This window comes from Cytophaga sp. FL35 (genome assembly GCF_014349235.1).
Taxonomy (GTDB): Bacteria; Bacteroidota; Bacteroidia; order Flavobacteriales; family Flavobacteriaceae; genus Euzebyella.
The window spans coordinates 54515-67546 of sequence record NZ_JACSOH010000019.1; the positions used below are offsets into that span (position 1 = coordinate 54515).

Annotated in this window: 9 protein-coding genes; 5 read left to right on the forward strand and 4 right to left on the reverse strand. The window is 40.4% G+C overall.

Annotated elements, in window-relative coordinates:
• The first annotated feature begins 70 nt into the window (after positions 1 to 70).
• Both BIZ36_RS14955 and BIZ36_RS14960 read left to right on the forward strand, forming a co-directional pair.
• Positions 71 to 2812: a right-handed parallel beta-helix repeat-containing protein gene (locus BIZ36_RS14955; protein ID WP_187458697.1), complete on the forward strand. Its 2742-nt coding sequence runs from the start codon at positions 71 to 73 to the stop codon at positions 2810 to 2812.
• Positions 2809 to 3510, forward strand: coding sequence for a hypothetical protein (locus tag BIZ36_RS14960; protein WP_187458698.1), 702 nt, complete (start codon positions 2809 to 2811; stop codon positions 3508 to 3510). The genes BIZ36_RS14955 and BIZ36_RS14960 overlap by 4 nt, the downstream gene beginning before the upstream one ends.
• Positions 3511 to 3574: 64 nt before the next feature.
• Here BIZ36_RS14960 and BIZ36_RS14965 read toward each other — a convergent pair whose 3' ends face one another.
• From BIZ36_RS14965 to BIZ36_RS14975, 3 genes are all read right to left on the reverse strand, one after another.
• Entirely contained in the window at positions 3575 to 4123 is a 549-nt protein-coding gene (locus BIZ36_RS14965; RefSeq protein ID WP_187458699.1) for an NUMOD4 domain-containing protein, read from the reverse strand.
• Between the two features lie 254 nt (positions 4124 to 4377).
• Positions 4378 to 5205: an HAEPLYID family protein gene (locus BIZ36_RS14970; protein WP_187458700.1), complete on the reverse strand. Its 828-nt coding sequence runs from the start codon at positions 5203 to 5205 to the stop codon at positions 4378 to 4380.
• A gap of 82 nt (positions 5206 to 5287) precedes the next feature.
• Positions 5288 to 5620, reverse strand: a complete 333-nt coding sequence (locus tag BIZ36_RS14975) for a hypothetical protein (RefSeq protein WP_222937411.1) — start codon at positions 5618 to 5620, stop codon at positions 5288 to 5290.
• A 232-nt stretch (positions 5621 to 5852) separates the two neighbouring features.
• Between BIZ36_RS14975 and BIZ36_RS14980 the strand changes: the two genes are divergently transcribed.
• The 3 genes from BIZ36_RS14980 to BIZ36_RS14990 are packed head-to-tail and all read left to right on the forward strand — an operon-like array spanning position 5853 to position 11877.
• The gene (locus BIZ36_RS14980) at positions 5853 to 9383 is read left to right on the forward strand and encodes an alpha-L-rhamnosidase-related protein (protein ID WP_187458702.1); all 3531 of its coding nucleotides are present in this window, start codon (positions 5853 to 5855) and stop codon (positions 9381 to 9383) included.
• A 50-nt stretch (positions 9384 to 9433) separates the two neighbouring features.
• On the forward strand, positions 9434 to 10552 hold the full coding sequence (locus BIZ36_RS14985) for a glycoside hydrolase family 88/105 protein (RefSeq protein WP_187458703.1): 1119 nt from the start codon (positions 9434 to 9436) through the stop codon (positions 10550 to 10552).
• 17 nt (positions 10553 to 10569) lie between these two features.
• Positions 10570 to 11877: a Gfo/Idh/MocA family protein gene (locus tag BIZ36_RS14990; protein ID WP_187458704.1), complete on the forward strand. Its 1308-nt coding sequence runs from the start codon at positions 10570 to 10572 to the stop codon at positions 11875 to 11877.
• Between the two features lie 72 nt (positions 11878 to 11949).
• Here BIZ36_RS14990 and BIZ36_RS14995 read toward each other — a convergent pair whose 3' ends face one another.
• Positions 11950 to 13032 (reverse strand): GDP-L-fucose synthase family protein, encoded by a 1083-nt coding sequence (locus tag BIZ36_RS14995; protein WP_187458705.1) that lies wholly within the window; start codon positions 13030 to 13032, stop codon positions 11950 to 11952.

The following is a 13032-nucleotide window of genomic DNA, read 5'->3' on the forward strand; positions in this document are numbered from 1 at the left end:
ATAGCGCTTAGAAAAGAATAGCACTAGCTTCGGTTCGGTAAACTTAACGTACTTGCTTAAACCGAAACTTATGGTATTAAAATCAACTTGTTTTTGGGTCTTGGCCCTAATGACTATCTCTTGTAATATATTTGCCAAGGATATTTATGTGGCAAAGAATGGGGACGATACCAATGATGGCTCCTTGGAAAATCCTTATCTTACCTTAAATAAAGCGGCAAGTGTAGCTGTTGCGGGTGATGTCGTTTTTATTAGGGAGGGCACCTATGAAGAGACGTTGATACCTTTAAATTCTGGAAGTGCCGGACAACCGATAATTTTTCAGTCCTTTCCCGGAGAACGCGTCATTATTTCGGCTATGGAAGCACTTAGTGGTTTCACACAAGAAGGAGGCGCCATCTACAAAAAGGTCATTCCGTTTTCCTCTTTAGGCCAGCAGAATTTTGTGATGCACCAAGAAACTGCCTTGGATTTAGCCCGATGGCCCAATAAAACGAATACCGACCCCTTTGCTTTGGGAAGCGTAAGAAATACGGGAGGTAGCGGCGGAGAGGTAGTTAACGATGCCTTTCTTTCAGAGGTCTCTATACCCGGTATTGATTGGACAGGAGGGGCAGTTTGGTTCTACGGAGACAAGCCTGGTAGTGGTTGGTTGGCCTGGAAAAGAGAAATATCGAGTAGTTCAGCTGGTAGAGTAAATTTTGATTTAACCACTAACCAAAATGAAAGTTGGGTACGAACTTTCCATGCCCCTGCAGATTTGGGTGATTTTTATCTGGAAGGCGTAAAAGGGGCGTTGGACTATGAAAATGAATGGTATTTTGATGAAACATCAAGCACGCTCTATGTGCAACTACCAAATGGTACTGCCCCTGCTGATGGTTCTGTTCAAATGCGCAGACGGTTGGAAACCATCAACCTAAAGGATAAATCCTACATAGAAATACGAAATCTTGCCGTGTTTGGTGGGTCTATAAACATGGAGGATAGTAGTACTTGGTGGGGAACGAACGCAAATAGTAAAACCACCAATAATGTACTTTATGGAGTAACTAGTTTATATGGGGACCACACTCAAGGTATCACGAATAGTTCTCGCTCCAACAAGGCTAATATAACGCTACAGGGTTCTAACAACCGAATTGAAAAGTGCGAAATAGCTTTTAATTCCGCCGCAGGATTGGTGGTCCGTGGCAATAATCAGCAAATATTGGATAACTACATTCATGATTTCAATTTCTATGGATTATATGATGGTCCTTTGGTGGTTAGGGGAATCAACAACAGCCTAATCAAAAATAATACGGTCTTTAGGGGAGGGAGGGATGCCATTCAATATAGTGGAACTAACAATGAATTTGCCTTTAATGACGTTTCGCAAAGTAATTTGGTTGCTGATGACTGTGCCCTGTTTTATACCGTAGGCGCGCAATACACCACAGAAATTCACCATAATTGGTTTCATGATACTTCATCCAGTGGCAGTAAATACAAGGCCGCAGGGGTGTATTTGGATAATGATGCAGCGGGTTTTGTGGTACACCACAACGTTATTTGGAATACGGAATGGACCAATGTGCAAATCAACTGGGACGGTACAGATATTGATATTTTCAACAACACCTTATGGAATGGTTCTGAGGTTATGGGTGCTTGGCACAAAGATGGTACGGCCTTTAGTAATGTACGGGTGTGGAACAACCTAGGGAAAGATGGCAATTGGGAGCCACAATCCGATAAACAAAATAATCTAATAGTAAGTTCAAGTGTTTTTAACGATGCTGCTGCAAGCAATTTTTATTTAAAGCCTAGCAGCAGCCCCATAGACCAGGGAAGAGAAATTGCCGGAATAACAGAGGGATTTTTAGGTAACAAACCGGATGTTGGCGCTTACGAGTTTGGAGGTGCTTATTGGACTGCCGGCATATCATGGAATCCAAAATACGGGCCATCTGGCATAGGCTGTTATGGTTTACCGGGAGAAAATTGTATAGCACTCGATCCCAATGATACGGACGGCGATGGCGTAAAAAATGAGGAAGATCTCTGTCCGGAGACGCCATTAGGTGAAACGGTCAATACTACCGGTTGTGTGGTGTTTACGTTGCCCGCAGATAATTTTAAAATCAAATCCATTGGCAGTAGCTGTGCGGCGAATAACGATGGGGTCATTGCCATTACCTCTATTGAAGCTAATACCAATTTTACAGCTAATCTCAAAGAATCCAATGCCAGTCTAAATTTTACTTCAGAAACCAGTTTCAATGATTTGTTAGCGGGCACATATACCGTTTGTATAACTACAGATGTTGACCCCACCTATGAACAGTGTTTTTCGGTGGTTTTAGAGGATCCCGAACCACTTGATGTAAATGCTGAGGTAAACACCCTTAAAGACCAGCTTAACTTGAACATGAAAGGTGGTCAGAAATATGTGGTTACCCATAATTCTAAGACAATTGAAACAACAGATTCCACTTTGAAAATTGACTTACAAAATGGTGAAAACAAAGTTGTTGTTAGGACGTCCAGGGATTGCCAGGGGGTTTACGAAGAGACATTTATGGTACTAGAGGATTTTATGGTATTCCCAAACGCTTTTGAAGATAAGTTGACCGTGGGCATTTCTAATCAACCGAAAGAAAAAATGATCTTACAGATCATAGCTATGAACGGAATCATAGTCCATGAAAGTCAAACAGATTTAAAGGGATTTAAGGAACTTGATTTGGGCCATTTGAGTGCTGGAGTTTATTTTTTGTTACTTACGGGAGGCAAGTTTAAAAAGCAAACGAAAATTGTAAAGATGTGAATTTGAAAGTACGTTTTTCCACAATCCTATTTTTGACCGCTTTTCTGGTCAGTTGTAGTAATAATAATGAAGCCAATAAGGAGGTTGAAAAAGTGGTACCACCTGAATCTGCAACCTTGATCTTTCCAGTGAATGGGGAGGAGTGTTTGGAGGGCAATGTCATTTCAAGTTCCAAAAGTCGTCTTGTTTTTGATTGGAACAGTTCCGCAAATACGGATAGGTATACGTTGGTGATCAACAATCTAATCTCTGGCGAAATTATTGAAACCAATACGCTTGAAAATTCCATCGGTGTTGTTTTAGACCGTAATACTCCCTATGAATGGTATGTTATATCAAAATCTGATGCTATTGAAGATGAAGTATACAGTGATAAATGGAGATTTTATAACGCAGGCGAAGGCGTAGTCAATTATGCCCCTTTTCCAGCGGAGGTTCAAGAACCTCAAATGGGCAGTACTGCAACGGGGCCGGTTACTTTACAATGGTTAGGTAAGGATGTTGATAGTGAAACACTTCATTATAAGATATATGTAGGCACAGAGAATCCGCCCAAAACTCTATTTGGCACTACTAGCATTCAAACTCTAGAGTTGCTGGACTTGGAACCTAATACCGTTTATTTTTGGAAAGTAATAAGTGAAGATGAAAAAGGGTTCACTTCAACTTCTCCCATTTTTGAGTTTAAGACTGAATAAAGCACAGCAGATTGAATTTGAAACCCTAATCCCAAAAGATGAAAATGACTTTACTTCCTCCTTATCAATCTTCGGTAACGCTGCCCCAATTCTCACCTGTTTTAATGCGATAAAGCTGCATTTCAGAAATGCCAAATTGCTTTGCGATCATTTTCAGTCGGGTTCTGCGATTAGGGTCGTTGATTTTTCTTTTGATAAGCTTTACTTTCGCCTCTGTAAGCTTGGAATAGGTTCGTTTTCTAGGCTTGTTCTTATACTCAGGATTACTGAACTGGTGTTCCTCTTTTTCCTTTTTACTGACCCACTTTAGGTTTTCAACTTTATTATCGGTCTTTTTATAGTTGAGATGAATAACGTACTTGGCGTCATTTTGTTCCAGAAAATGCTCTGCAACAAGTTTATGAACGTAGCGGCACGTCCATTTTCGCGGTTGTTTCAAGCGCAAGCGAATAACTTGATAGCCATTTACAAAAGACTCTTTTGCTATTTCTTCTTTTTCACCTTTGCAGTTGATGACTCGGCCGTGACTTGAAATTTTATAGCGTTCACTTTCCAATATTTTTTCATCAAATACGACCGTTTTCCATTGTTCGTTCCAGTAGCTCCTAATCATTTTCTTTGGGGGTTGGTTTTTTAAATTGGTTTTGCAAAAATAGAAGGGATATATTTTCAGACAAGAATATACTAATTTTTAACCTTAAATATGCTGATTTTCAGTAGTTAAACACAATTGTAAGGTGGGAAATCCTCAAATTGAAATAAAAATCTCACTTCATTTTCAAAAGGATTACAGGAAGAGGTAAGAAACCGAGGGTTTTCTCTTGGTAGAATAGCCCTCGGTTTTAGCTTAATTCTTAAGTAAGGATTTTATTTTTGATGACCAGGCTCCCATATGAGTCTGAGAAATGAACTAAAACGTTGGTTTTCCCTACTGACCGGTATCCCTGCCACAATGCCGACCATAAAATTGTCTGCTATGCCTACTCTCATTTGAGGACGAATGGTCATATCAAAATCTTTTTTATCCAAGGTCTTGTTAAATTCTACACCAATAAAATTACGAGTGCCCGTAATCATATAATGAAAACTGGTATTGATATCATAGGTCACGTGAACATCATTGGTCTCAAAATGCTGTGCTATCATGGGACCAGTATAAACCAATGAATGAAAGTTGGTGCCCCATCGCTTGGCCACCACTAAAAAAGGATTGTAAACGTTTCCCATTACTAAAGGCTTTCCAAAATTCTGAAAACTTGATAATTCAAATTCATTGATAAAACCAAGCGCCATAGAAGTGGCTGTGGCCTCATTTACAAAAAATGACCATTGAGCCGCCACTTTTATGCTATTCAGTTGATTGGAAGGCACATCAGCACTGTCGGTTCCTTTTAATCTAGAGTAAAAGGTGAAGGGCAACTCGACTTCGAGTCCTAATCTATCTATGGGCGCCCATTCGTATTCAATAAGTGCTTCATAGGAATCAAAGTCCAGATTATCCGCAAGACCGAGGCCTAAGTTCCATTCTTTTTCGCCTTTTCGAGCTCCCAAATCGCGTATGAGGTCAATATACAGCGGTTCTGCATGCAACACTTTGACAGGTGCTTCTTTTTCCGCTGATCGATTTGTGGATTGCGCATAGGTATGAAGGGTTGTTGCCAAAATGAATGGCAAGACTAATTCTTTAAATTTCATAATTTTTTTGATTTATTTAAAACAAAGTAAATGTCCCCAGTGATTGATTTTCAATGGGGTTAGGTTTCTACAGAGCAATAAATCAAACCTTTGGTGGAGGCTTCACTTGTCCGAAATAACCCGAAGGGAGAAAAGCTAAGTACTCAGGAAAATTGGCCTTTAAATTCAAAGGAAAAACTAGGTTGTTTTCATCTTTAATTAAAGGCACTATAAAATCGACCTTGATGGTATTTTTTTGATTGGGTTCTTCAGAATCAGGGTCATCATGTTCTTGAATCGCATCTTCAAAACCTAATACCTTTTCCAGTACCAATTCAATAATACTCTCTTGGTCATTTATACTGAGATTCTCGGAAATCTCATTCGAATGGGCATCAGGGTTATCAATACTAATGTTTAGCAGGTATAACCCCATAAACCCCCAAAGGAATTTAGTAAAAATGTGATTTCGAAGCTTTCCGAACATGCGGGCAAATTTACTATTTCAAAGCAATTTAAAAACGTAATAACTTCTTAAATCTTGATGAGTGTTAAGGCATTCTCAGGATAGTACAGGATAGCGGCAAGCACTATTTTGCGTATGTTCGAAAGTTCCCAGTTTTCGGGACTTTGCCAAACTTTTGAATACTTTCAAACATTATCGTTATATGAATCTGATAACCAAAGTGGTGCGGTGTGCTGCTATCTTGTTTTTCATTTTAATCTCTATTCCACTTGGTGCCCAAAAGAAGCAATTGGACAAGAGGCCCAATATAATTTTCATTCTTACAGATGACCAACGCTTTGATGCCTTAGGATATGCTGGAAATAAATTGATATCCACCCCGGAGATGGACCGATTGGCCAAACAAGGTACCTATTTTAAAAATGCCATGGTATCTACGCCTATTTGTGCGGCTAGTAGAGCCAGTATTCTTACCGGTTTATATGAAAGAACCCACGGGTATAATTTTCAGACCGGAAATATTAGGTCATCTTATATGGCTACATCCTACCCTAGGATATTGAAAGAAAATGGCTATCGCACCGCGTTCTACGGAAAATATGGAGTTAGATATGATTCCTTGGCCAAACAGTTTGATGATTTTGAATCCTACGATAGAAATGGTGCTTATAAAGATAAACGGGGCTACTACTATAAAACCATTGGTAAAGATACGGTTCATCTAACGAGGTACACGGGTCAGCAGGCGCTTGACTTTATAGAAAACGCCGCAACTGAATCCCCATTTTGTCTTTCCCTAAGTTTTAGTGCGCCACACGCCCATGATGCCGCAGAAGACCAGTATTTCTGGCAAAAAGAGAGCGACGGTCTGTTGGCTCAAACTACCGTTCCTGATCCTGAACTAGGGAAGGAGAAGTATTTTCTAGAACAGCCAAAATTCGTAAGGGAAGGTTTTAATCGCACCCGTTGGTATTGGCGTTATGACACCCCGGAAAAGTATCAGCATAGCGTGAAGGGCTATTACCGCATGATTTCGGGAATCGACAGGGAGTTAGGTAAAATCAGGAAGCTTTTAGAGGAAAAAGGTCTAGATGAAAACACAATAATAATTCTTATGGGTGATAATGGCTATTTTCTAGGCGAACGCCAACTGGCCGGTAAATGGTTAATGTACGATAATTCAGTTCGCGTGCCTTTAATTGTTTTCGACCCTAGGGAACGAAAACAAAAAGATAGCGAAGCAATGGTGCTAAATGTGGATGTGCCTTCTACCATTTTAGATTTTGCGGGAATTACTGCACCCCAAGAATGGCATGGAAAAAGTCTAAAGCCATTGCTAAATGGAGGAAACAGAAATACGCTGCGTGATACCGTTTTAATAGAACATATATGGGAAATTGAGAATATTCCGCCCAGCGAAGGCGTGAGGACTAAAGATTGGAAGTATTTTAGATACGTAAACGACCAAACCGTTGAGGAACTCTATTATCTTAAAGATGACCCCAAGGAAACAAAGAACTTGGCCCTAAACCCTATATATGTCCAAAAACTCTCTACTTTTCGCAAAAAGACCGATGAACTAATTGAGAAGTTTTCGGACGGACTTTTGAGTGGTCCCACCAACTTGACGGTGGAAATGATCAGACAACCTGGGGAAAGTAAGATATTGGATTTAAACCCGGAATTTGGTTGGGAAGTACCAACTGCTGCAGTGCTACAATCCGCATATCAAATTCTACTGGCTTCATCACAGGAAAACATCGATAGGAATATTGGGGATATATGGAACAGCGGACAGGTTAGAAGTGGTCGTTCCAACAATATCGCTTTAGCGAAAGAACCTTTGGAAAGAGGGGAATCCTATTTTTGGAAGGTACGCATTTGGGATGAGGATAATCGTTTATCGGCCTATTCAAAGACGCAAAAATTTGTCACTTCCAGACGACCGGATAAAACTATTACAACGGCAAATAAATTTCAGATAGACAGCATCCACCCTCAAACACTGGAAAAAAGAGATCAGTTTTATTTTATGGATTTTGGCAAAGATGCCTTCGCTACCCTTAATTTCAAATACAGGGCAAAAGAGCCTCACACTTTAACTTTTAGAATTGGAGAGCAATTGGAAAATGGCAACATAAACCGAACTCCTGATAAAAGAAGCCATATTCGTTTCCAAGAGATTGAAATAGCTGTAAGCCCTGAAAAAACGGAATACCAGCTACCCGTTAAAATAAACAAAAGAAACACACTCCCAGGTAAGGCATTGCCATTACCGAAAGGTTTTCCTGTTTTAATGCCATTTAGGTATGCTGAGGTGGAAGGGGCCAAAGAACCTTTGAAAAAGGAGGGTTTTACGCAATTGGCTTTTCATAGTTATTGGGAAGATGATACCAGCAGTTTCACAAGTGACGATGCTGTTTTAAATCAAGTGTGGGATTTGTGCAAATACTCTATAAAGGCCACCACTTTTAATGGACTGTATGTAGATGGTGACCGAGAGCGAATTCCCTATGAAGCGGATGCCTATCTCAATCAGTTAAGTCATTATACCACAGACAGGGAGTATGCCATTGCCCGGCAGACTATTGAATATTTCATGGAAAACCCCACATGGCCCACAGAGTGGCAGCAGCATGTGGCCCTCATGTTTTATGCAGATTACATGTATACCGGTAATACGGAACTGATTGAGAAATACTATGAACAGTTAAAGCATAAAACCCTATATGCATTGGCAAGGGAAGACGGACTCATTACTTCCGATAAAATGAATCCAGAACTCATGAAAAAACTAGGTTTTCCGGATGATTTGAAGGAAACCTTTAGGGATATTGTTGATTGGCCACCTGCCAATTGGGGAGGCGACCCCAATGTTACCGGTGAGCGTGACGGTTTTGATTTTAAGCCATATAATACGGTTGTGAACAGTTTTTATTATCAAAATATGTTAATAATGGCCGAGTTCGCCACCTTACTTGGTAAAGACCAAGAAGCCCTTGATTATGAGATGCGGGCATTGAAAGCAAAGAAAGCTATCAATGAAAAGCTATTTGATGCTACAACCGGCGCCTATGTTGATGGGGAGGGCTCTAACCACTCTTCTATTCATGCCAATATGTTGCCTTTGGCTTTTGGTATCGTGCCGGAGAAACACAAAAAATCCGTCATTGACTTCATTAAATCACGTGGAATGGCCTGTAGCGTTTATGGTGCGCAATATTTGATGGATGGTTTGTACAGGGCCGGTGCTGGCGATTATGCATTGGATTTGCTTACTTCCACTACAGACCGTAGTTGGTACAATATGATCCGTATTGGCTCGACCATTACTTTAGAGGCTTGGGATATGAAATATAAACCTAATGCCGATTGGAACCATGCTTGGGGAGCTGTTCCTGCCAATAGTATTCCTAGGGGGCTATGGGGAATTCAACCATTGAAACCAGGGTTCAAAGTAGCACAAATTAGACCACAACTTTCACGTTTGACCGAGAGTTCTATTGAAGTGCCCACCCTTTTAGGAAGTATAAAAGCGGATTATAAAAAAGTGAATAATCGTCTGCAACGATACACGATTGAGATTCCTGCGAATATGGTAGCTGAATTTACTTTGGTAGATACCGAAGGTAAATCCGTTTCCCATAACGGTCAGAAAGTCAATCCGAATTTCACTTCCGTAAGACTTACTCCAGGAAAGCATAAAATTGAACTGGCTATTAATTCCTTTTAAATATTTAGTACTTTAATAATCTTCAATTCAACAACTTAATACTCAACTTTATGATTCACATGATTCGTTTGATCAAATATGTCATCAGACTACTGCCTGTAATTTCCATTACTTTTCTGACCGCCCAAAAAATTGATACTAAAAACGTAGAAGCATCGATGGTCAAGGCTATGGAGTGGCAAGAACAACATCCTATTTTTACTTCGGCTCCTACCGACTGGACCAATGGTGCCTATTATGTAGGGGTAACCAAAGCACATGAATCTACTAATAACCCCATTTTCTCTGCTGCTTTAAAAAACATGGGCTACCAAAATGAATGGAAACCTTGGGACCGTTTTTACCATGCAGATGATATTATTATTTCCTATTCCTATCTCTATGTGAACGAGATTAGAAAGGGAATGGTTGACTTAGAGCCTACGGAACGATTTTTAACAGATCATCTTTACAAGCCGCATCCGTGGAGAGAAGGTATAGAAGGTAAAGACCAACAAATTTTATGGTGGTGGTGTGATGCTCTTTTTATGGCGCCACCGGTACTCACCGTATATTCAAAATTGACCAGTGACCGCTCGTATTTGGATAAAATGCATGAGCTGTACCTCGAGACATATGATTTGTTATATGATAAGGAGGAACACTTGTTTGCTCGTGACATCCGTTTTTTATGGAAGGGAACCGAGGAGGATTTGAAAGAAGAGAATGGGAAAAAGATTTTCTGGTCCCGTGGAAATGGTTGGGTAATTGGGGGGCTTGCCTTGATTTTGGAGGATATGCCCAAAGATTATCAACACCGTAATTTCTATTTGAACCTTTACAAAGAGATGGCGGCCAAAATAAAGGAGGTACAACATTCCGATGGTTTATGGAGAACCAGTTTGTTATCTCCAGAATCGTATGATCACGGTGAAGTGAGTGGTAGCGGTTTTTACACTTTTGCCCTTACTTGGGGAATCAATAACGGTATTTTGAACAAAAAAGAATACACCCCAGTGGTAACCAAAGCATGGAATGCCTTGCAAAAATGCCAAAAGGAAAATGGTATGGTTGGTTGGGTACAAGATATTGGAGCTAGTCCAGAGCCAGCTTCCGCTGACAGCTGGCAAAATTTTGGTACCGGAGCTTTTTTATTGGCCGGTAGTGAAATCTTAAAATTAGGTAACTAGTTGATAAAACATTTCAGATGAAAAACAAGGGGGAAAATAAAAACCAAAATTCGGGCTTTTCAAGGAGGAAATTTTTGAAGAATACAGCTTTTGCAGCGGGGTTGGTCACCATTGTACCCAGGCACGTTCTGGGGCGTGGATTCACGTCACCTAATGATAAAATTAATTTGGGTTATATCGGGTTGGGTAAACAAGGAGGTATACTTTCTAGATTCTTCACTACTGAGACCCAGGCACAAATAGTTGCAGGAAGTGATGTGTGGACGGCAAAACGTGATGGATTTAAAAAAATAGTTGAAGGTTATTATGCTGAAAAGCGTGGGGTTACCAATTACAATGGGGTGACCACCTATTTGCAGTACAAGGAAATGCTGGAGGACAAAAATATTGATGGAATTGTGGTGGCGACCCCAGACCATTGGCATGCCATTCAATCAATTGATGCAATGAACACCGGGAAAGATGTGTATTGTGAAAAACCTTTGACCAATACCATTGTTGAAGGAAGAATGATGGTAGACGCAGCCAAAAAGAATAATACCGTTTTGCAGGTAGGGAGTATGCAGCGTTCTTGGGAGAAATTTCAAAAAGCCCAAGAAATTGTCAGTACCGGAAAATTGGGAGAGATTAAAAAAGTTCTGGTAAATGTAGGTGACCCGGCGAGGGCTTACGACCTTCCTGCAGAACCCACGCCCAATGGTATCGATTGGAATTTATGGTGCGGACCGGCGCCTTTATTGACCTATCATCATAGCATAGCACCCCAAGTGGTTGAAAAATATCCTGACTGGCGCGATTTCAAGGAAACCGGAGGAGGAATTTTAACGGACTGGGGCGCCCATATGTTCGATATTGCCCAATGGTGTTTGGGAATGGATAGGACAGGTCCCGTAAAATTTATTCCTCCAAAAGACTCTAAGGCAGTTAGAGGTTTAAAGATGTTCTATGAAAATGGAATAGAAATGGTGCATGAAGATTTTGGTAGGGGATGGGCCGTACGTTTTATGGGTTCCGAAGGTACAATGGACGTAAGTAGGGGTTTTATAGAAACCACTCCCGCCAATATCTTAATGCCTAACGGAGGAGACCCTAAAGAAAAATTTAACGATAGGGGCAATCATTATCAAAATTGGCTCTCCGCTATGAAAGATCGCAGTAAACCATTGGTAGATGTAGAGACCGGTCACCGTTCTGCAACCGTGGGTAATGTTGCCAATATTGCCTATGAATTGGGAAGGACTTTAGAGTGGAATCCCGTAAAGGAAAAATTCAAGGGCGATAAGGAAGCCAATAGGCTTAGAAAGCGAAAGAATAGAAAGTATTAAGATCAACCAACTACACTTAACTAAAAATGGCGCCCAGTTGAAAGGCGCCATTTTTTATCATAATTACTAGAGTTAGCTAGTATACCATTGATACATTTGTGAGATTCCGTCTTCAAGCTCTATATTATGTTTCCAACCTAATTCGTGCAACTTACTCACATCGGTAAGCTTTTTCATGGTACCATCAGGTTTATCGGCATTAAATTGTAAACTTCCGTCAAAACCAACCTGCCTTTTGATGGTTTCTGCCAATTCTTTAATAGAAACATCTTTACCTGTACCAATATTGATATGGGTATTTCTTATTTCTTTTTGACCGGACTCATACGTATCCTCAAAATTTCTGTTTTCCATGATAAAGACACAAGCCTCGGCCATATCCTCAGACCAAAGAAATTCGCGCATCGGCTTACCGCTTCCCCAAATCTCGACAGATACACCATCTTTTCCCGTGGTGACGCCGTATTTATTAAGTATTTGAAGAATAGCTTCTTCATCAGCCTTTTCATCAACGGATTCTATGGGACGGTTTTTTAAATCAGCTCTAATAGCTTCCCAATCGTTTTGTTCCAAGGCCTTTCCTAAATGCATTTTCCTGATAAGGGCAGGAAGCACATGGGATTTTTCCAAGTCAAAATTATCATTTGGTCCGTATAGATTGGTAGGCATTACAGAGATGTAGTTGGTGCCGTACTGCAAATTGTAACTTTCACAAAGTTTGATTCCCGCTATTTTGGCGATGGCATACGGTTCATTGGTATATTCCAAAACATCCGTAAGAAGATAAGCTTCTTTCATTGGTTGCGGACATTCTTTGGGATAGATACAGGTACTCCCCAGGAACAATAACTTTTTGACACCGTTTAGGTAACTGTGGTGAACCACATTATTTTGAATCATAAGATTCGAGTAAATAAAATCACCACGGTAGGTATTGTTGGCCACAATACCACCTACTTTCGCAGCAGCCAAAAAAACATAGTCCGGTTTTTCTTCGGCAAAAAACCTGCCAACCGCATTGGCATCTACCAAATCCAATTCGGCATGTGTTCTTAACAAGAAATTGGAATAACCTTTCGCTTTGAGTTGTTTTAGAATGGCACTGCCCACCAAACCTCTATGGCCAGCTATATAAATTTTGGAATTTTTATCCAT

Coding starts and splice junctions, on each gene's coding strand:
- BIZ36_RS14965 (WP_187458699.1), bottom strand. CDS start 4,123: ATGATTAGGAGCTACTGGAACGAACAATGGAAAACGGTCGTATTTGAT.
- BIZ36_RS14975 (WP_222937411.1), bottom strand. CDS start 5,620: ATGGGGTTATACCTGCTAAACATTAGTATTGATAACCCTGATGCCCAT.
- BIZ36_RS14985 (WP_187458703.1), top strand. CDS start 9,434: ATGATTCACATGATTCGTTTGATCAAATATGTCATCAGACTACTGCCT.
- BIZ36_RS14970 (WP_187458700.1), bottom strand. CDS start 5,205: ATGAAATTTAAAGAATTAGTCTTGCCATTCATTTTGGCAACAACCCTT.
- BIZ36_RS14955 (WP_187458697.1), top strand. CDS start 71: ATGGTATTAAAATCAACTTGTTTTTGGGTCTTGGCCCTAATGACTATC.
- BIZ36_RS14995 (WP_187458705.1), bottom strand. CDS start 13,032: ATGGATAAAAATTCCAAAATTTATATAGCTGGCCATAGAGGTTTGGTG.
- BIZ36_RS14980 (WP_187458702.1), top strand. CDS start 5,853: ATGAATCTGATAACCAAAGTGGTGCGGTGTGCTGCTATCTTGTTTTTC.
- BIZ36_RS14990 (WP_187458704.1), top strand. CDS start 10,570: ATGAAAAACAAGGGGGAAAATAAAAACCAAAATTCGGGCTTTTCAAGG.